This window comes from Klebsiella sp. KE9456 (assembly GCF_043832615.1).
In the GTDB taxonomy this organism is placed as follows: Bacteria; Pseudomonadota; Gammaproteobacteria; order Enterobacterales; family Enterobacteriaceae; genus Klebsiella; species Klebsiella indica.
Genome location: NZ_JBDYQK010000019.1, coordinates 74,463 through 92,789, shown reverse-complemented (window position 1 = coordinate 92,789; position 18,327 = coordinate 74,463). Strand labels below are relative to the sequence as shown.

The 18,327-nt window shown below is 54.5% G+C and carries 19 protein-coding genes; 8 read left to right on the top strand and 11 right to left on the bottom strand.

Annotated features, from left to right (window positions below; genetic code table 11):
• Positions 1 to 146: 146 nt before the first annotated feature.
• The 9 genes from iscX to trmJ all read right to left on the bottom strand — a co-directional run bounded on the left by iscX (position 147) and on the right by trmJ (position 6,873).
• The gene (gene iscX / locus ABK821_RS18835) at positions 147 to 347 is read right to left on the bottom strand and encodes a Fe-S cluster assembly protein IscX (protein ID WP_004104502.1); all 201 of its coding nucleotides are present in this window, start codon (positions 345 to 347) and stop codon (positions 147 to 149) included.
• 1 nt (position 348) lies between these two features.
• Positions 349 to 684 (bottom strand): ISC system 2Fe-2S type ferredoxin, encoded by a 336-nt coding sequence (fdx, locus tag ABK821_RS18830; protein ID WP_138361044.1) that lies wholly within the window; start codon positions 682 to 684, stop codon positions 349 to 351.
• Position 685: 1 nt separating this feature from the next.
• Positions 686 to 2,536: a Fe-S protein assembly chaperone HscA gene (gene hscA, locus ABK821_RS18825; RefSeq protein ID WP_138361043.1), complete on the bottom strand. Its 1,851-nt coding sequence runs from the start codon at positions 2,534 to 2,536 to the stop codon at positions 686 to 688.
• Between the two features lie 15 nt (positions 2,537 to 2,551).
• Positions 2,552 to 3,067 carry a co-chaperone HscB gene (gene hscB, locus ABK821_RS18820; protein WP_138361042.1) on the bottom strand — a complete coding sequence of 172 codons (516 nt, stop codon included), beginning with the start codon at positions 3,065 to 3,067 and terminating at the stop codon, positions 2,552 to 2,554.
• A gap of 197 nt (positions 3,068 to 3,264) precedes the next feature.
• Positions 3,265 to 3,588 (bottom strand): iron-sulfur cluster assembly protein IscA, encoded by a 324-nt coding sequence (gene iscA / locus ABK821_RS18815; RefSeq protein ID WP_004104506.1) that lies wholly within the window; start codon positions 3,586 to 3,588, stop codon positions 3,265 to 3,267.
• A gap of 19 nt (positions 3,589 to 3,607) precedes the next feature.
• On the bottom strand, positions 3,608 to 3,994 hold the full coding sequence (iscU, locus tag ABK821_RS18810) for a Fe-S cluster assembly scaffold IscU (RefSeq protein WP_002913991.1): 387 nt from the start codon (positions 3,992 to 3,994) through the stop codon (positions 3,608 to 3,610).
• 26 nt (positions 3,995 to 4,020) lie between these two features.
• On the bottom strand, positions 4,021 to 5,235 hold the full coding sequence (gene iscS, locus ABK821_RS18805; RefSeq protein WP_343178783.1) for a cysteine desulfurase: 1,215 nt from the start codon (positions 5,233 to 5,235) through the stop codon (positions 4,021 to 4,023).
• A 176-nt stretch (positions 5,236 to 5,411) separates the two neighbouring features.
• Positions 5,412 to 5,903, bottom strand: coding sequence for a Fe-S cluster assembly transcriptional regulator IscR (gene iscR, locus ABK821_RS18800; protein WP_138361040.1), 492 nt, complete (start codon positions 5,901 to 5,903; stop codon positions 5,412 to 5,414).
• A gap of 235 nt (positions 5,904 to 6,138) precedes the next feature.
• Positions 6,139 to 6,873, bottom strand: coding sequence for a tRNA (cytosine(32)/uridine(32)-2'-O)-methyltransferase TrmJ (gene trmJ, locus ABK821_RS18795; RefSeq protein ID WP_138361039.1), 735 nt, complete (start codon positions 6,871 to 6,873; stop codon positions 6,139 to 6,141).
• 120 nt (positions 6,874 to 6,993) lie between these two features.
• On the opposite strand from trmJ, the gene suhB reads away from it, so the two are divergent.
• The gene (suhB, locus tag ABK821_RS18790; RefSeq protein WP_138361038.1) at positions 6,994 to 7,797 is read left to right on the top strand and encodes an inositol-1-monophosphatase; all 804 of its coding nucleotides are present in this window, start codon (positions 6,994 to 6,996) and stop codon (positions 7,795 to 7,797) included.
• Positions 7,798 to 8,056: 259 nt separating this feature from the next.
• Here the strand turns inward: suhB and ABK821_RS18785 are convergent, their stop codons facing one another.
• Complete coding sequence (locus tag ABK821_RS18785) at positions 8,057 to 9,037, bottom strand: nickel/cobalt transporter (RefSeq protein ID WP_343178784.1); 981 nt, start codon at positions 9,035 to 9,037, stop codon at positions 8,057 to 8,059.
• Positions 9,028 to 9,666 (bottom strand): DUF1007 family protein, encoded by a 639-nt coding sequence (locus ABK821_RS18780; protein ID WP_343178785.1) that lies wholly within the window; start codon positions 9,664 to 9,666, stop codon positions 9,028 to 9,030. The genes ABK821_RS18785 and ABK821_RS18780 overlap by 10 nt, the downstream gene beginning before the upstream one ends.
• 414 nt (positions 9,667 to 10,080) lie before the next feature.
• Between ABK821_RS18780 and ABK821_RS18775 the strand changes: the two genes are divergently transcribed.
• The 7 genes from ABK821_RS18775 to csiE all read left to right on the top strand — a co-directional run bounded on the left by ABK821_RS18775 (position 10,081) and on the right by csiE (position 18,311).
• Positions 10,081 to 11,064, top strand: coding sequence for an autoinducer 2 ABC transporter substrate-binding protein (locus ABK821_RS18775; RefSeq protein WP_142502394.1), 984 nt, complete (start codon positions 10,081 to 10,083; stop codon positions 11,062 to 11,064).
• 104 nt (positions 11,065 to 11,168) lie between these two features.
• Positions 11,169 to 12,677 carry a sugar ABC transporter ATP-binding protein gene (locus tag ABK821_RS18770; RefSeq protein WP_142502395.1) on the top strand — a complete coding sequence of 503 codons (1,509 nt, stop codon included), beginning with the start codon at positions 11,169 to 11,171 and terminating at the stop codon, positions 12,675 to 12,677.
• Entirely contained in the window at positions 12,670 to 13,659 is a 990-nt protein-coding gene (locus tag ABK821_RS18765) for an ABC transporter permease (protein WP_138361034.1), read from the top strand. The genes ABK821_RS18770 and ABK821_RS18765 overlap by 8 nt, the downstream gene beginning before the upstream one ends.
• Before the next feature lies 1 nt (position 13,660).
• On the top strand, positions 13,661 to 14,614 hold the full coding sequence (locus tag ABK821_RS18760) for an ABC transporter permease (RefSeq protein WP_138361033.1): 954 nt from the start codon (positions 13,661 to 13,663) through the stop codon (positions 14,612 to 14,614).
• A gap of 17 nt (positions 14,615 to 14,631) precedes the next feature.
• Positions 14,632 to 16,269 (top strand): FGGY-family carbohydrate kinase, encoded by a 1,638-nt coding sequence (locus ABK821_RS18755; protein ID WP_142502397.1) that lies wholly within the window; start codon positions 14,632 to 14,634, stop codon positions 16,267 to 16,269.
• Entirely contained in the window at positions 16,266 to 16,877 is a 612-nt protein-coding gene (locus ABK821_RS18750; protein WP_138361031.1) for an SIS domain-containing protein, read from the top strand. The genes ABK821_RS18755 and ABK821_RS18750 overlap by 4 nt, the downstream gene beginning before the upstream one ends.
• A gap of 216 nt (positions 16,878 to 17,093) precedes the next feature.
• On the top strand, positions 17,094 to 18,311 hold the full coding sequence (csiE, locus tag ABK821_RS18745) for a stationary phase inducible protein CsiE (RefSeq protein WP_395034063.1): 1,218 nt from the start codon (positions 17,094 to 17,096) through the stop codon (positions 18,309 to 18,311).
• The last annotated feature ends 16 nt before the right edge of the window (positions 18,312 to 18,327 follow it).

Genomic DNA, 18,327 nt, shown 5'->3' with positions numbered 1-18,327 from the left:
CGGAGCGTACACGTAGTACGTGAGGATTCTGAGCACTGCCCAGGTTCAAAATGACAAGCAAAATAGCCCTAATGGGATAGACTCTAAATGATTCGCGTTGCAGCAACGTGGACAACACCTCTGCAACGGGGATCATGACGCGAAAATTATTCGGCTTCGTCTAACCAGACTAACAGAATCGCCTCAAGAATTTTTTCATTGGATGCGTTCGGATCGTCATCAAACTCTTCGAGATCGCAAATCCACTGGTGCAGATCGGTGAAGCGAACGGTTTTCGGGTCGAGATCCGGGAAAGCGTCATACAGCGCTTCGCCGATTTCACGACTGTCGGTCCATTTCAGTCCCATATTAATGCTCGCGTGCGTGGTTGATGGTATAGCGCGGAATTTCGACGACCAAATCTTCGTCGGTCACGCGCGCCTGGCAGCTCAGACGGCTATCGGGCTCCAGCCCCCACGCCTTATCCAGCATGTCGTCTTCATCTTCGGTACTTTCAGCCAGCGAGTCAAAGCCTTCGCGTACGATGCAGTGGCAGGTGGTGCAGGCACAAGATTTTTCGCAGGCGTGCTCAATCTCGATTCCGCTACGCAGCGCGGCATCAAGAATGGTCTCACCCGTTTCAGCTTCCACAACTACGCCATCCGGACACAGGTCCTGATGGGGCAGAAAAACAATTTTTGGCATTTTAAACCTCGTCCACGGATTGGCCTTTCAGCGCAATACGGACCGATTGATCCATACGACGTGCGGCAAATTCCTGGGTTTGTGTGTCGATATTTTTAATCGCTTCTTTAATCGCATCGGCGTCATCGCCTGCCGCTGCGGCGCGAACCTGCGCCGCAGCGTCATCGATAGCCTGACGCTCTGCGGCGCTTAACAGCGCGGCGTCGGCGGCCAGCGCGCTCGCCAGACTTTCCAGAACACGTGCGGCTTCGACTTTTTGCTCGGCCAGCATACGTGCCTGAATATCCTGTTCAGCGTAGCTCATTGAATCTTTGATCATATTGGCGATCTCGCCATCGGTGAGGCCATAGGACGGTTTCACCTGGATAGAAGCCTCGACGCCGGTCGATTTCTCCATCGCCGTCACGCTCAGCAGACCGTCAGCATCCACCTGGAAAGTCACGCGAATATGCGCCCCGCCCGCCGGTAGTGGCGGAATGCCGCGCAGCGCAAAGCGCGCCAGGGAGCGGCAATCCTGCACCAGCTCGCGCTCGCCCTGCATCACATGGATAGACATCGCCGTCTGACCATCTTTGAACGTGGTGAACTCCTGGGCGCGCGCGACCGGAATGGTGGTGTTGCGCGGAATCACCTTCTCCACCAGACCGCCCATGGTTTCCAGACCCAGCGAGAGCGGAATAACGTCGAGCAGCAGCAGTTCGCTGTCCGGCTTATTGCCCACCAGAATATCCGCCTGAATCGCCGCGCCGATGGCGACGACTTTATCCGGATCGATGGAGGTCAGCGGGGAACGGCCAAAGAACTCTCCGACGCGCTCGCGTACCAGCGGCACGCGGGTAGAGCCGCCGACCATCACCACTTCCAGCACCTCATGCCCCTCCACGCCAGCATCTTTCAGGGCGCGACGGCAGGCCAGCAGCGTACGCTTCACCAGCGGCGCGATCAGGTCATTAAACTGGCTGCGGGTGATTTCCCCCTGCCAGCCGCCAACATTTACGCGCGTAACATCGGCGTCGCTGAGGGCGATTTTCGCCGCAATGGCCGCGTCCAGCAGTTCACGCTGCAGGCGGTTATCGCTACGATCGCTGAAACCCGCCTGCTCGCGCAGGTAATCGGCCAGCAGATGATCGAAGTCATCGCCGCCAAGCGCGGAATCCCCGCCGGTGGCCAGCACTTCAAATACCCCGCGGCTTAAACGCAGCACGGAAATATCAAAAGTACCGCCGCCGAGATCGTAAACCGCAATGACCCCTTCCTGACCGGAGTCCAGGCCGTAGGCAATCGCCGCCGCTGTCGGTTCGTTCAGCAAACGCAGCACATGAAGACCCGCCAGACGCGCCGCGTCTTTGGTCCCCTGACGCTGGGCATCGTCGAAGTAGGCCGGAACGGTAATCACTACGCCATCAAGCTCTCCTGCCAGCGCCTCGGTGGCGCGCTCAGCCAGTGCCTTCAGAATATCGGCAGAGACGCGAATCGGGTTCAGCAGACCAGCGGCGGTCTGGATCATCGGCAGACCGTTTTCGCTTGCCTGTAGCTGATAAGGCAGATGCGGGTAGCGGGATTCGATATCAGTAAGAGAGCGCCCCATCATGCGCTTGACGGAGCTGATGGTGTTGACCGGATCCTGGGCCGCGTTCTGTCGCGCCGCATAGCCAACCGTCAAACCCGAGGCCTGATAGTTAACTACCGACGGCAGCAGATAGCGCCCTTGATGGTCGGCTAACGTTTCGGCCTGACCGCTACGCACGGTAGCAACCAGCGAATTGGTGGTGCCCAGGTCGATACCCGCCGCCAGACGTCGCTGGTGCGGCGCGGCGCTCTGGCCAGGCTCACTAATTTGTAATAAGGCCATAATTGCTTCCGAAAATTAAAAATCGAGCAGTTTTTCTTCGAGTTGTTCCGCACTGCTTCGCAGTTTATCGAGAAAACGCAGCTTGCGCACGGTATCCGCCGCCGCCTCCCACGTCTCGTTATTCAGTTGTTCAACCATCAGTTGATGCCGGGTATCAAATTGCGCTTTGACACGCTTGATAAAGCCTTCCAGCCGCGCCTCGTCTTTCGCTTTGCCTATTTCATCCAGCTCTTCCCGCAGCTCAAGCTGTTCCATCAGAAACGCGGTATCGCGTACGGTATGCTGCTCGCTGGCGAGATCAAAACCGTGAAGCGAAAGGAGATATTCGGCGCGGGTCAACGGATGACGAAGAGTTTGCCACGCCTGATTGATGGTCGCGGACTGCTGTACGGCGGCAAGCTGTTCAGCCGCGGTACCGCTGGCGAATTTATCAGGGTGATACTGGCGCTGTAGCTCCTGGTACCGGGCAGCCAGGGGTTCTAACGAAAGGGTATAGCTGGCCGGTAACCCGAAGAGGGTAAAATAGTCCATAGCGACCTCAGGGTTAACGAGATAAAGCAAACCCCACGCGCAGCGAGACTACGGTGGGGCTATACCTTCTTACTTCGCGCTGCAGATGCGTTGTCTACACTTGTTCACCCCAGTCACTTACTTAAGTAAGCGCCTGGGATTCACTCGCTTGCCGCCTTTCTGCAACACGAATTAATCGGTATAACAGAGAAACGTGATTACACGTTAAAGCTTTCGCCGCAGCCGCACTCGTCTTTCACGTTCGGGTTGGTGAACTTAAACCCTTCGTTAAGACCTTCTTTGACGAAATCCAGCTGCGTACCGTCGAGGAACTGCAAACTTTTGCCGTCGATCACGACCTTCACGCCTTTGTCTTCAAACACGGTGTCTTCTGCCGCCGGTTCGTCAACAAACTCCAGTACATAAGCCATACCTGAACAGCCGGAAGTTCTCACTCCCAGACGCAGACCAAACCCTTTTCCGCGGTTGGCCAGAAAGGTATTGACTCGCGCTGCCGCACTGTCGCTTAAAGTAATCGACATAACAAACCTCAACTCTTAATTATTTTGCTTCACGTTTGCTTTTGTAATCCGCAATCGCGGCTTTAATCGCGTCTTCCGCCAGAATAGAGCAGTGAATTTTCACCGGCGGCAACTCAAGCTCGTCGGCAATATCGGTATTTTTAATCGCCTGCGCTTCATCCAGCGATTTCCCTTTCACCCATTCGGTCACCAGGGAGCTGGAAGCGATGGCGGAACCACAGCCGTAGGTCTTGAAACGCGCGTCTTCAATGATACCTTCATTGTTGACTTTAATCTGCAGCTTCATCACGTCGCCACATGCCGGCGCGCCAACCATGCCGCTACCGACATTTTCGTCGCTATTGTCGAAAGAGCCGACGTTGCGCGGATTCTCGTAGTGATCGATAACTTTTTCGCTGTAAGCCATGATGAATTCTCCTTATTGAAACCGAATTAGTGATGTGACCATTCAATGCTGTTCAGATCCACGCCCTGTTTGAACATTTCCCACAGCGGAGAAAGCTCGCGCAGACGGCCAATGGCGTTGCGAACCAGATTGATGGTGTAGTCAATCTCTTCTTCGGTTGTAAAACGACCTAAAGAGAAACGGATGGAGCTGTGCGCCAGCTCATCGGTCATCCCCAGCGCGCGCAGCACGTAGGATGGCTCAAGGCTTGCGGAAGTACAGGCTGAACCGGAGGAAACCGCCAGGTCTTTCAGCGCCATAATCAGCGATTCGCCTTCAACATAGTTAAAGCTGACGTTAAGAATATTCGGCGCGCCCTGTTCAAGATCGCCATTCAGGTAGACCTCTTCCATGTCTTTTACGCCTTCCCACAGACGGTTACGCAGGCCGCGCAGGCGGGCCACTTCGCTTTCCATCTCTTCTTTCGCGATACGGTAGGCTTCGCCCATACCGACGATCTGGTGGACAGGCAGCGTACCGGAACGCATGCCGCGCTCGTGACCGCCGCCGTGCATCTGCGCTTCGATACGCACACGCGGTTTGCGACGCACGTACAGTGCACCGATACCTTTCGGACCATAGATTTTATGGCCGGAGAAAGACATCAGATCCACTTTCAACTGGCTCAGGTCGATAGGCAGCTTGCCCACGCTCTGGGTCGCGTCAACATGATAGATAATACCGCGGGCGCGGCACATTTCGCCGATGGTCGCGATATCCTGCACGACGCCGATTTCGTTGTTGACGTGCATAATGGAAACCAGGATGGTGTCATCACGCATCGCTGCTTCCAGTTCTTTCAGATCGATAATGCCGTTACGCTGCGGGGCGAGATAGGTCACTTCAAACCCTTCGCGCTCCAGCTGACGACAGGTGTCCAGCACGGCTTTGTGTTCAATTTTGCTGGTGATGATGTGCTTGCCTTTTTTCTGATAAAAGTTGGCTGCACCTTTAATCGCCAGGTTGTCGGATTCCGTCGCGCCGGAAGTAAAGACGATTTCGCGCGGATCGGCGCCGACCAGATCGGCAATCTGATTACGGGCGATATCTACCGCCTCTTCAGCCTGCCAGCCGAAACGGTGTGAACGAGAGGCCGGGTTACCAAAGGTCCCGTCCAGCGTCAGGAACTGCATCATTTTCTCGGCAACACGCGGGTCCACCGGCGTGGTTGCGGAGTAATCGAGATAGATCGGTAATTTCATTGCTCTATAAACTCCGTACATCGCTTCAATGCAAGGAATCAGGCAACCGGCTTGATGTACGACCGAGTAGACAGGATGATGGAATATCCCGGCCTGATTCTGAAATCTTTTTATCGTTTTTACTCAGCGCGTTTCATCTTGCAGCCGGACAGCTGCAAGATGAAACAAAATAAGAACTACGCGCGCAGTTTAACGTCGATAGCATCCTGAGCACGGGCATTACGCTGAGATTCATGATTGTGCTGACGACCGGAGACATCAAGGATTTCCTGGTTATTCACCAGTTCACCCAGCGTGATGTTATTCAGGAAACTGGTCAGCCGCTCGCTCAGATCGCGCCACAGCGCATGAGTGAGGCATTTATCGCCGCCCTGGCAGCCGCCTTTACCCTGGCAACGGGTGGCGTCAACGGATTCATCCACTGCGCTGATAACTTCGCCAACGGCGATGCTACCCGCTTCTTTACCCAACAGATAACCGCCGCCCGGCCCACGAACGCTGGAAACCAGGCCATTTTTACGCAGGCGAGAGAACAGCTGCTCCAGATAGGAAAGCGATATTCCCTGACGCTCTGAAATATCCGCCAACGGAACCGGACCTGATTCAGAGTTGAGCGCAACGTCAAGCATCGCGGTCACAGCATAACGCCCTTTAGATGTCAGTCTCATGTCTTACTTAACCTCAAACTCGCCCCTGCCCGGGCTTTTTATTAAAATGGGTATTGCATAGCAAGGCCAAGTCTGACATTCCCGAGTAATTTGGTCAACTATTTACTTGACTGTTTTAGTCAGGTATTAAGCTTTCCGTGCTCCCACCGCGATTGTCGGGTGGCGCTACGCTTATCCAACTGACACAACCGCAGGCTTGCGCAAGCATCGCGCCGCCGGGTAATAACGTGCAATACTACTCTTTATTTTTCTGCTGCTCGATCGACGCCAGCATACCGCGCAGGATATTCAGCTCCTGACTCTCCGGGCGGGCGCGGGTAAACAGACGGCGCAGCTTGTTCATGACTTGTCCCGGATGACCGGCGCGAATAAAACCGGTTGCCAGCAACGTCTGTTCAAGGTGACCGTAGAAACGCTCCAGGTCATCGACCAGCGGATAAGGAGTGTCTTCGTGTTCAACGGCGGGCGCGTTTTGCGCCTGCGCCGCCAGCCAGGCCATGCGTACTTCGTAGGCGATCACCTGCACCGCCATTGCGAGGTTCAATGAGCTGTATTCCGGGTTCGCCGCGATGGCTACATGATAGTGGCACTTTTGCAGTTCATCATTAGTGAGCCCGACGCGTTCACGGCCAAATACCAGCGCAACCGGCGCATGCCCGGCTTCAGCGACGCTTTTCAGGCCACATTCGCGAGGGTCGAGCATTGGCCACGGCAGCGTACGCGAACGAGCGCTGGTACCGACCACCAGGCTACACCCCGATAGCGCCTCATCGAGGGTATCGACAATATTTGCATTGCCAATCACGTCGCTGGCGCCGGCCGCCAGAGCGATAGCCTGAGAATCGGGTTTTACCAGCGGATTAACCAGCCAGAGATTAGTTAACCCCATGGTTTTCATTGCGCGGGCGACAGAGCCCATATTGCCGGTGTGTGAGGTTTCTACCAGTACAATTCGGATATTTTGCAGCATTACGGTTCTTCGACTAAAGATTATTCGTGCATGCTACCATAAAACGGAGACATAAGCAGATTTCACTGCTATTATATGTGCCGTTTTTTCCCGTTCTTTAACATCCAGTGAGAGAGACCGATGCATCCGATGCTGAACATCGCCGTGCGCGCAGCGCGCAAGGCGGGTAATTTAATTGCCAAGCACTACGAAACGCCAGACAGCGTAGAAACTAGTCAGAAAGGCAGCAATGATTTTGTGACTAACGTCGATAAAGCCGCCGAAGCGATTATTATCGAAACCATTCGCAAATCTTACCCTCAGCACACCATCATCACCGAAGAAAGCGGTGAACACGAAGGTATTGATCAGGATGTTCAATGGGTTATCGATCCACTGGATGGCACCACCAACTTCGTAAAACGTCTTCCTCATTTCGCCGTCTCCATCGCCGTCCGTATTAAAGGGCGTACTGAAGTGGCGGTGGTTTACGATCCCATGCGTAACGAACTGTTTACCGCGACCCGCGGTCAGGGCGCGCAGCTAAACGGCTACCGTCTGCGCGGCAGCAGCGCTCGCGACCTGGACGGCACCATCATCGCCACCGGCTTTCCGTTCAAAGCGAAACAGCACGCCACCGCTTACATGAACATCCTCGGCAACATGTATACCGAATGCGCAGATTTCCGCCGCACCGGTTCCGCGGCCCTGGATTTGGCCTACGTTGCCGCTGGCCGCGTTGACGGATATTTTGAAATTGGTCTCAAGCCGTGGGATTTCGCGGCGGGCGAACTGATCGCCCGTGAAGCAGGCGCGATTGTCTGCGACTTTACCGGCGGCCATAACTATCTGCTGACCGGCAACATCGTTGCAGGTAACCCGCGCGTCGTGAAAGCCATGCTGGCGAATATGCGCGAGCAGTTGAGCGAAGCGCTGAAGCGCTAATTCCTCACTGACTGAAAAGCAAAAAGGAAGCCACGGCTTCCTTCAGATTGCTGACAAAGTGCGTTTTTCCGGAATTGCCCGGCGGCGCTTCGCTTGCGCGGGCCTACGAAAAACCCATAACATGATGATATTATTGGTTTTACATGCCAGGTAAGGCGATAGCCGCCACCCGGCAGAAATGCGAGCACAATATCTAAATCAGGTTTGTCATCAGCCTCAAGGAAGCCACGGCTTCCTTTTTTCTCTCTTTTTTCTCTCTTTAAAACGGACGCAGGCCGCCGCCCTGTGGCATCGCACTACTCCACATCACCACCGCTGCTGCCAGTAAAATCATGCCGCCGGCCAGCGCCAGCGTTGCCCAGCCGACCTGCTTCCAGAGTACCGGCGCCCGATTCGCGCTCAGCCTGACCGCCAGTTGACGAAAACCGTGCACCAGCAGCGCCAGGCTGCTAATCGTCAACGATGTTCCTGCCGCCATCGCCATTGCCGCCGCCATCCCCCAGCCAAATACGCCAATAACTTTGCTGAACAGCAACACCATAATGGCCCCGGAGCAGGGCCGCATCCCCATCGATAGTACAATCACCAGCCGCGCCCGCCAGTCGTCGCCGCTTTGCCGCTGTTCCGGAGTCGGTAAATGCTGGTGCCCGCAGCCGCAGTTAGCATGATGAACATGGTGCGGAGTGAAAGCGGTAAATTTTGGTCGTCGCAGCAGCATCCGCAGCTTTTTCAGCGCCCGCCAGCATAGCAGCACCCCCAGCGCACCGACCAGCAGGTAGCTCCCCTTCTCCAGCCAGAAACTACTCAGATGCAACTGTCTTGCCGGAAGCTGTAGCAAGGAGAGCACCGCCACCACTAATGCGATTGCCACCATTCCCTGCAACAACGACGCGGCCAGCGTCAGACCGATACTTGATTTCAGTTTCGAGGGATGGGTAGCCAGCCAGGTCGTAATCACCATTTTTCCATGCCCGGGCCCCAGAGCATGCAGAACACCATATACGAAGCTAAATCCCAGCAACGATAGCCCCGCAGCGGAAGGATTGTTCGCCACCGACTGTAACAACGCGCTCAGTTCGACATTCAGCGCACGCTGCCAGATGGCGCTTTGCAGCAGCACCTGCGGCCACGCTCGCCATAGCCAGAAGCCCGCGCCTGCCACCAGCAGCAAAAATAGCGCCAGCGGCCACAGCTGACGCCAGCGCGGCGAACGTCCGGTTTGCGTGAAAATTACTGACATTGCAGCGTCACCTTTTGTGCGAAGTAGCTTCCCAGTTCCATATCTTCCGGCGGGGCATCCGCTTTATCCAGCGACTGGGCATAAGACAACATTTTTTCATTTGGTTTCGGCGTCATGACTTTCGCTGTACACATCGGCTTCATTGCAGCCGGCAGGGTGAAGTCTGACGCTTTGTCGTAATACATATCGACAAAATAAGTGGGATCATATGTCGAAAAGGTAAATATTTGCCCGGCCAGAGGCTGCGGCTTCGCCAGCGGCAGAGTAAAAGTGAGCACCGCCTGGTGGCCGTTGCGCTCAAGGCCATAGCCATCGGGGCGATTCTCAAATTTCACCCGCTGGCCGTTATGCCACAGTTCGCTGAAATAGTGCTGGCCCAGCACGTTAGCCATCACTTCCGCCGCCAGTTTCTTCCAGATTTCGCTGCCTGGCTTAGCATTACCCGCATCATAAAGCAGATCGGCAGAGGTCATTTCATCCATCGTCCAGCGCATTTTGAAACCGGTGAGCAGACCCTTTTCCGCCACGGCCTGCGTTTGCAAACTGATGAAACTGTGTGGATGGGCGCTGACACCAGAAGACAGGACAGCGAACAAGAACGTTATGACGAGACGATGAACGCGGTGCATGAACTCTCCACGGCTAAATCCTGACCGCCATCAGTTACGGTCGTTGATGAGATTGCCGTGAGAATATCATCGAACGAGAAAATAGTGAGCATCGATTTCTGGTCTCGATTCAGTTCTCAATTTTGCAAATTTCTTCACTTACAGACAACCATAAGCCGGAGTATTCAGCCGCTTCAAACGCTCATATTGTAAATTATATGTTAAATAAATGATAATATAAATTATATCATTAACACAATCACACGATGAATGAATGTCACATCATTTAAATTAACTAAAATTTAACTAAATTTTATCTACAAGTTAACAAAAATGGTTATTAATCACATTTTCACAACTTTATATTCATTACCTCTTCCCTTCGTTGTTAACCTCACGCCGTGACATGCCCTGCTCCCTACAAAAGGTACAATTATGAAATTCAAACTCGCATTACTCAGTGCAACCCTGGCTTCTGCATGCGTTTTGTCTGGCACGTCCTTTGCGGCAGAGAAATACGAAATTGCAGTGGTGGCTAAAGTCACCGGTATTCCATGGTTTAACCGAATGGAAACCGGCGTCAACGAAGCAGCGAAGAAACTGGATGTCAACGCTTATCAGACCGGACCATCCACACCGGATCCGGCCCAACAGGTTAAGGTGATTGAAGATCTGATTGCCAAAAACGTGAACGCCATCATTGTGGTGCCTAATGATGCCAAAGTCCTTGAACCCGTACTGAAGAAGGCGCGCGATAAAGGCATTGTCGTCCTGACGCATGAGTCGCCGGATCAGCAAATTGGTCAGTGGGATATTGAGACCATCGACAGTGAAAAATATGCGCAGGCCAATGTCGATGAGCTGGCAAAAGATATGGGCGGTAAAGGGGGTTATGCTATCTATGTCGGCTCGCTGACCGTTCCCTTACATAACGCCTGGGCTGATTACGCCATAAAATACCAGAAAGAAAAATACCCAGAGATGTTCGAAGTCACTTCACGTCTGCCAGTCGCTGAGAGTATTGATAAATCCTACTCCACCACCCTGGATCTGATGAAAACCTATCCGCAGATGAAAGGGATCATTGGTTTCGGCTCTTTGGGCCCAATTGGTGCGGGCCAGGCGGTACAGAAAAAACGAGCTAAAGATAAAATCGCCGTGGTTGGTATTGCGATGCCAGCCCAGGCGGCCCCTTATCTGATGCGCGGCGACATCAAGAAAGCGCTGCTGTGGGACCCAAAAGACGCAGGTTATGCGCTGGTTACGGTAGCTGACCAGTTGCTGCAGGGCAAAGAGGTCACCCCGGATCTGACAATTGACGGTTTAGGGAAAGCGGATGTCGACATGGATAAGAAAGTAATCCGCTTTAACAAAATCCTTGAGGTCACGAAAGACAACGCCCAGTCACTCGGTTTCTAGGGCATCACGCCAACACCAGGTAACTCTGACGCCGGCCGTCTGGTCGGCGCTATCGACAAATTAACAACTCAGCGTCCAGCCGGACGCTCGCAGGGGTATTGTCCATGACAGACACCACCGCATTTATCACTCTTGAGAATATCAGCAAGCAATTTCCGGGCGTGCTGGCGCTGGATAATGTGAATCTGACGCTGAAGAAAGGGGAAGTTCACTGTCTGGCGGGTCAAAACGGCTGCGGCAAAAGCACCATTATTAAAGTGATCTCCGGGGTATATCACCCGGAGAAAGGGGCGCAGATTCAGCTTGACGGTAAACTGTTTCACCACCTGACACCCCAGCTTTCCTCGCACTACGGTATTCAGGTTATCTATCAGGATCTGTCGTTGTTTCCAAACTTCAGCGTGGCGGAGAATATTGCCGTTAACCGCTATCTGCCCGGCGGCGACATCTGGGTACGCCGCGGCGCAATGAAACAGCAGGCGCTGGCCGCAATGAAGCGCATAGGCGTAACGATCAACCCGGATAAAAAAGTTGAAAAACTCTCTATTGCCGACCGCCAGTTAGTGGCCATTTGCCGGGCGATTGCCGCCAATGCACGTCTGGTGATCATGGATGAGCCTACGGCCTCTTTGACGCGTCAGGAGGTTAACGGCCTGCTGCGAGTCGTCAATGAGCTGAAAGCGGCCGGGATCTGCGTGGTGTTTGTCAGCCATCGACTGGATGAAGTGATGGAAGTGGCCGATCGCATCAGCGTGATGCGCGATGGCAAGCTGGTCGGCACTTTCCCTGCCAGCGAACTCGACAGTCACGAGCTGGCCTTCCTGATGACCGGCCAACGCTTCCACTACAGTCCGTTGCCGGAAAAACCGCCCGTTGAACAGGAACCCATGCTGGAGCTGCGTAACCTGAGCCGCAAGGGGAAATATCACAATATCAACCTGTCGTTGTGCCGCGGCGAGATTGTTTCGATCGTTGGCCTGCTGGGAGCCGGGAGAACCGAACTTTGCCTTAGCCTGTTTGGCATGACCCATCCGGAAAGCGGCGAAATGCGGATTAACGGCCAGCCAGTCAGACTACGTAGTAATCGCGATGCCATCAAACACGGGATCGGCTATGTCTCGGAGGATCGCCTGACCCAGGGGCTGATCATGGAGCAGTCAATCTACGATAACACTATCGTCACGGTGTTTGACAAACTGCATACCCGCAGCGGCCTGCTCGATCATGGCAAGGCGCAAAAGCTGGTCGCCGATCTGATCCGCGAACTGAACATCAAAGTCGCCGATCCGCAGCTGCCGGTTAAAACGCTCTCCGGCGGTAACGCCCAGCGCATCGCTATTGCCAAATGGGTGGCGACCAACCCACGTATCCTGATTCTGGATTCTCCCACCGTTGGCGTGGACATCGCCAACAAAGAGGGAATCTACCAGATTGCTCGCGATCTTGCGGAGCTGGGCATGGCGGTTCTGATGATTTGCGATGAAATCCCGGAAGCCTATTACAACAGCCACCGCGTGCTGGTGATGCGTCGCGGCGAACTGGTGGCGGAGTTTAACCCTCATCGCTGTCGCGAAGAGGAGATTGCTGAAGTAGTTGAGGTCATCAATGAATAATGAGCGTCTTTCCCGCTTAATCGGGCAACATGAATTCTGGCTGGGACTGCTGGTGGTCGCGCTGGCCGTTGGCCTGAGCATCAGCACCGACGAGTTCCTTTCGCTCGGCAACCTGACGGATGTCGCCACCAGCTACGCCATTCTGGGCATTCTCGCCTGTGGGCTGTTTGTGGTCTTAATATCCGGCGGCATTGACATTTCATTCCCGGCAATGACCGCTATCGCGCAGTACGCAATGGCAAGCTGGATCATTGGCCACGGCGGCAATTTTGTGCTGGCGCTGATTATCGCGATGGCGGTGGGTCTGGTTCTGGGGCTTATCAACGGTATTCTGGTCTACAGGTTGCGCGTACCGGCGATCATCATCACCATCGCCACGCTGAATGTTTATTATGGCCTGCTGGTCTACACCACCAAAGGTACCTGGCTGTACGGTTTCCCCGACTGGTTTATGAACGGCATCAACTGGTTTTCATTCACTGCAGCGGACGGTTACGATTACGGCCTTACGCTCCCCCTACTCTGTCTGGCGGCAGTGATTGTCTTTACCGCGGTGCTGATGAACTACACCCGTCCTGGACGGCAGATTTACGCCATGGGCGGCAATCGGGATGCGGCTTCTCGCCTGGGACTGAATCTGCTGAAACTGCATTTCTACGTTTACGGCTATATGGGTATTCTCGCCGGTGTTGCCGCCGTGGTGCAGGCGCAGATCACCCAGTCCGTCGCGCCAAACTCCCTGCTTGGTTTTGAACTGACGGTGCTGGCGGCAGTGGTGCTCGGCGGCACCAGTATGAGCGGTGGTCGCGGTACGTTAACCGGTACGCTGCTCGGGGTCATTCTACTGGCCTTTTTACAAAATGGCCTGACCCTGCTCAGCGTCTCTTCTTACTGGCACACCGTTTTCAGTGGCGCCATTATCCTGATCAGCATTAGCGCTACGGCCTGGAATGAAAAACGCAAACTGGCAAGGGAGCTTTAAGATGAAAACAATCGCCAGATTTTTACCCGGTGATGCCATCATTCGCCTGCAGTGCATCATTATTATTGTGGTGGTGCTGGCTTTCTCCGCCCTGCTTGGCGGCCGTTTTTTCAGTGTGGCAAATTTCCAGTCCATTGGCTCACAACTGCCGATTCTCGGTATGCTGGCGCTGGGAATGGGCATCACGATGCTGACCGGGGGCATTAACCTGTCGATTATCGCCGGGGCTAACGCCTGCTCACTGGTCATGGCGGCGGTGATTGTCACTCATCCGGATAATCCGCTGTTTCTGGTGCTCGCCCTGCTGGCGGGGCTGGCGGTGGCCGTGGCGATTGGTACGCTCAACGGCGCGCTTGTCGCCTGGGTTGGCGTCTCCCCGATTCTTGCCACCCTGGGAACGATGACGCTCATCTCCGGCCTCAATATTTTGCTCTCCAATGGAACGGTAATTTCCGGTTTCCCGGCGGCCATTCAGTTCCTCGGCAACGCCACGCTTGCCGGTATTCCGGTGGCGCTGTTGCTCTTTTTACTGGTCGCGGTACTGCTGTGGGTACTGCTGGAACACACCACGCTGGGCCGCAGCCTTTATCTGGTGGGGTCTAATGAGCAGGCGACCCGTTACAGCGGCGTCAGTACCGTTCGGGTGCAAATTTCCGTCTACATCATTTCTGCCCTGTTGGGCTGGATGGCAGCCATTTTGATGATGGCGAAATTTAACTCCGCAAAAGCCGGGTACGGTGAATCATACCTGCTGGTGACCATCCTCGCCTCCGTACTGGGCGGTATCAACCCGGACGGCGGTTTCGGGCGCATTGTCGGTCTGGTGCTGGCACTGATTGTGCTACAGATGCTGGAAAGCGGCTTTAACTTGCTGGGGATTAGCAGCTATCTGACGATGGCGCTCTGGGGCGCAGTGCTGATCCTCTTTATCGCATTACAGAACCGTAACGCCTGATTTCAGGAGAAAAAATTATGGCGAGCTATTTTATTGGTGTGGATGTAGGAACCGGAAGCGCCCGTGCAGGCGTGTTTGACCTCAACGGCAGAATGGTCGGTCAGGCCAGCCGTGCCATTGACATTTATCGTCCGCAGGCCGATTTCGTTGAACAGTCTTCAGATAACATCTGGCAGGCGGTGTGCAACGCGGTTCGTGATGCGATCAACCAGTCAGATATCAATCCCATTCAGGTTAAAGGGCTGGGATTTGATGCCACCTGCTCTTTGGTGGTACTGGATAAAGAAGGCAGACCGCTGACCATCAGCCCTTCCGGGCGCAGCGAGCAGAACATTATCGTCTGGATGGACCACCGTGCCATCTCTCAGGCTGCGCGTATCAATGCCCTGCACCACCGGGTACTGGACTACGTCGGCGGAATTATCTCTCCGGAAATGCAAACGCCAAAACTGCTGTGGCTGAAGCAGCATATGCCCAACACCTGGGCGAACGCCGGATACTATTTTGACCTGCCTGATTTTCTGACCTGGCGGGCAACCAACGACGATACCCGATCGCTGTGTTCCACCGTCTGTAAATGGACCTACATGGGCCATGAGGATAAGTGGGATGCCAGCTATTTCCGCCAGATTGGACTGGAAGAGCTGCTGGAGCACGACGCGGCAAAAATCGGTCGTTACGTCAAAACCATGGGGGAGCCGTTGGGTCACGGCCTGACCCAACGCGCCGCCAGTGAACTGGGCCTGATCCCAGGGACGGCGGTGAGCGTATCCATTATTGATGCCCACGCCGGCACGCTCGGTACGCTTGGCGCCTGTGGCGTTTCTGGCGAAGTGGCGGATTTTGACCGTCGTATCGCGTTGATTGGCGGGACCTCCACCGGGCATATGGCGATCTCCAAAGAGCCGCGTTTTATCGGCGGCGTCTGGGGGCCTTATTATTCTGCTGTCCTGCCAGAGTACTGGCTCAACGAAGGTGGTCAGTCTGCCACGGGTGCATTAATCGACCATATTATTCAGTCGCATCCGTGCTATGAAACTCTGTTGGCGCAGGCAAAAACCCAGGGGCAGACAATTTATGAAGTGCTGAATGCGCTGCTGCGGAAAATGGCCGGCGAGCCGGAAGATATCGCTTTTTTAACCCGCGACATGCACATTCTCCCCTACTTCCACGGCAACCGTTCGCCGCGCGCGAATCCGACCTTAACTGGCGTGATTACCGGACTGAAACTCTCCCGCACGCCGGAGGATATGGCGCTCCAGTATCTGGCGTCCATCCAGGCAATTGCCTTAGGTACCCGGCATATTATTGAGACGATGAATCACAGCGGTTACAGCATCGATACGATCATGGCCAGCGGTGGCGGCACCAAAAATCCGATCTTCGTTCAGGAACACGCTAACGCTACTGGCTGCGCCATGCTGCTCCCCGAAGAGAGTGAAGCCATGCTGCTGGGCGGCGCCATGATGGGTACCCTTGCCGCCGGCGTGTTTGAAACCTTCCCTGAAACAATGTCGGCGATGAGCCGGATTGGGAAAACCGTCACTCCACAGACCAATCGCATTAAGCAGTATTACGATCGTAAATATCAGGTATTCCACGAGATGTATCAGGACCATATGAAATACCGTCAACTGATGCAGGGGGACGCATGAATCATACATGGCATCAAGCCACTCACGTCTGGCAACTGTACAGCGAAGAGCTGGCGGCTCTGGAACGCCATCTGAGTGCGGAACAATGGCAGACGCTGATGGCTGAACTGCGCGGCTGTCAGGGTAAAATCGTGGTCACTGGCGTCGGGACTTCCGGCATAGCGGCACGAAAAGTCGCGCATATGCTCGCTTGCGTTGAGCGCCCGGCGATATACCTCAATGCGACTGACGCCGCGCATGGCGATTTGGGGTTTTTACGTACCGACGATCTGGTAATCATGCTTTCACGCGGCGGCAATTCTGATGAGCTCACCCGGCTGTTGCCTGGACTCGCAGCGAAAAATGTTCCCATCCTTAGCGTCACGGAAAATCCAGATTCCGCCATTGCCAAAGCTGCTCGTCTGGTGATTTCCACCGGCGTGCGGCAAGAAGCCGATCCACTCAATATGTTAGCCACGACATCAATCGTTCTGGTGCTGGCGATTTTCGATGCCGCCTGCGCCTGTCTGATGAACGAGAGCGGTTATTCGAAAGAGACACTTCTGGCTGTACATCCGGGTGGTGACGTAGGGTTAACGCTAAGTCAGGCGCATAACATGCAGAAATGAGATACCGGCTCGGCCACTCTCGTTGGCGGAGCCCGGTTTCAGCCAAAGATAAAACAGCGCGAAAGTACATTCAGAGATTACGCGTCACACCTTCAGTCGCTACGTTAAAAATTCTGTGACCCTCCTCCGTATTCCAGACGGAAAGCCTTTCATTCACCATTTCTATAAACAAACTTTAGCTATTCTTAGCTGACATACTTACCGGAGACCTGACGGATGATGCCAACGCTTGCTCCACCATCTGTACTTTCCGGTCCCCAGCGCCGATGCCAGGTACTGCTGACGCTTTTCCTGCCGGAGCAAATTGTCACCACCAAGACATTCAGTACATTAAATGACGTTGATGAGCACATTGTCCGCGAAGATATTCTCGAAACAGGGCAGGAGATTCAGCGCGACCATCAGTTGACCATTACTGTCAGTCGGGATGACCGCTACCGGATTGAAGGAACCGAGCTTAATCAACGTCTTTGCCTCTTACACGGGTTAAAACGCGCCCTGCGCTTATGCCCGCATTTTGTCAACCAGCATTTTACCCCGGCATTAAAAACGCAGCTTAAACAGCAGGGTGTCGCGCGCACGCTGTATGACGACACCAACCTGCAGGCTCTGGTCAACCGCTGCGCACGGGCGCTTAACCGGCATTTTGACTGCCGTGACAGGCACTTTCTGCGTCTCTATTTGCAGTATTGCCTGCTGCAACACCATGTCGGACAGAGTCCCTTCTTCACCCGTGAGCAGCAGAGATGGGTACAGGCCGCTACGGAGTTCTCCCTTGCACAAGAGATTGTACGCCACTGGCAACGGCGGGCCGTGACAGCGCTGCCCCCTGAGGAGCGATTGTTTCTCGCCCTGCTGTTTATGTTGCTGAAAACGCCCGATCCCATCCACGACGGTCATCAGCAGGACCGACGGCTGCACCTGGCGATTTCCGGCCTGATTTACCGTTTTCAGCGTCTGTCCGGCCACGCCTTTAGCGATGAACAGGGGTTGAGCGACCAACTCTATATTCATCTTTCTCAGGCGCTGCACCGCAGCGTCTTCGCTATCGGAATCGATAACGCGCTACCGGAGGAGATTAGCCGTCTGTACCCGCGTTTAGTGCGCACAACGCAGGCGGCGCTGGAGGATTTTGAAACTGACTGGAAAGTGCGTTTTAGCCATGAGGAAGTGGGGTTAATCGCAGTAATTTTCGGCGCGTGGCTGGTGCAAAAAAGTGACCTGCAGGAGAAGCAGGTGCTTCTGATCACTGCGGATAATCCGCGACTGGAACAATCGCTGGAGAGGCAGTTACGCGAGTTAACCCTGCTGCCGATCAATATTAAATATCTGAGCGCTCATGCTTTTCAGAAAGAAGGGGCGCCGAAGGGAATAACGCTTATCGTGACCCCTTATGCCACAACATTACCGCTGTTTTCACCGCCGCTGTTGTAACGCGGCGACCTTTTTT

Bases quoted from the DNA above. Each gene is read 5' to 3' on its own strand.
- hscB (WP_138361042.1), bottom strand. From the start codon at position 3,067: ATGGACTATTTTACCCTCTTCGGGTTACCGGCCAGCTATACCCTTTCG.
- suhB (WP_138361038.1), top strand. From the start codon at position 6,994: ATGCATCCGATGCTGAACATCGCCGTGCGCGCAGCGCGCAAGGCGGGT.
- ABK821_RS18765 (WP_138361034.1), top strand. From the start codon at position 12,670: ATGAATAATGAGCGTCTTTCCCGCTTAATCGGGCAACATGAATTCTGG.
- trmJ (WP_138361039.1), bottom strand. From the start codon at position 6,873: ATGCTGCAAAATATCCGAATTGTACTGGTAGAAACCTCACACACCGGC.
- ABK821_RS18750 (WP_138361031.1), top strand. From the start codon at position 16,266: ATGAATCATACATGGCATCAAGCCACTCACGTCTGGCAACTGTACAGC.
- ABK821_RS18755 (WP_142502397.1), top strand. From the start codon at position 14,632: ATGGCGAGCTATTTTATTGGTGTGGATGTAGGAACCGGAAGCGCCCGT.
- iscS (WP_343178783.1), bottom strand. From the start codon at position 5,235: ATGAAATTACCGATCTATCTCGATTACTCCGCAACCACGCCGGTGGAC.
- iscA (WP_004104506.1), bottom strand. From the start codon at position 3,588: ATGTCGATTACTTTAAGCGACAGTGCGGCAGCGCGAGTCAATACCTTT.
- ABK821_RS18780 (WP_343178785.1), bottom strand. From the start codon at position 9,666: ATGCACCGCGTTCATCGTCTCGTCATAACGTTCTTGTTCGCTGTCCTG.
- iscX (WP_004104502.1), bottom strand. From the start codon at position 347: ATGGGACTGAAATGGACCGACAGTCGTGAAATCGGCGAAGCGCTGTAT.
- ABK821_RS18775 (WP_142502394.1), top strand. From the start codon at position 10,081: ATGAAATTCAAACTCGCATTACTCAGTGCAACCCTGGCTTCTGCATGC.
- ABK821_RS18760 (WP_138361033.1), top strand. From the start codon at position 13,661: ATGAAAACAATCGCCAGATTTTTACCCGGTGATGCCATCATTCGCCTG.
- ABK821_RS18785 (WP_343178784.1), bottom strand. From the start codon at position 9,037: ATGTCAGTAATTTTCACGCAAACCGGACGTTCGCCGCGCTGGCGTCAG.
- csiE (WP_395034063.1), top strand. From the start codon at position 17,094: ATGATGCCAACGCTTGCTCCACCATCTGTACTTTCCGGTCCCCAGCGC.
- ABK821_RS18770 (WP_142502395.1), top strand. From the start codon at position 11,169: ATGACAGACACCACCGCATTTATCACTCTTGAGAATATCAGCAAGCAA.
- fdx (WP_138361044.1), bottom strand. From the start codon at position 684: ATGCCAAAAATTGTTTTTCTGCCCCATCAGGACCTGTGTCCGGATGGC.
- iscR (WP_138361040.1), bottom strand. From the start codon at position 5,903: ATGAGACTGACATCTAAAGGGCGTTATGCTGTGACCGCGATGCTTGAC.
- hscA (WP_138361043.1), bottom strand. From the start codon at position 2,536: ATGGCCTTATTACAAATTAGTGAGCCTGGCCAGAGCGCCGCGCCGCAC.
- iscU (WP_002913991.1), bottom strand. From the start codon at position 3,994: ATGGCTTACAGCGAAAAAGTTATCGATCACTACGAGAATCCGCGCAAC.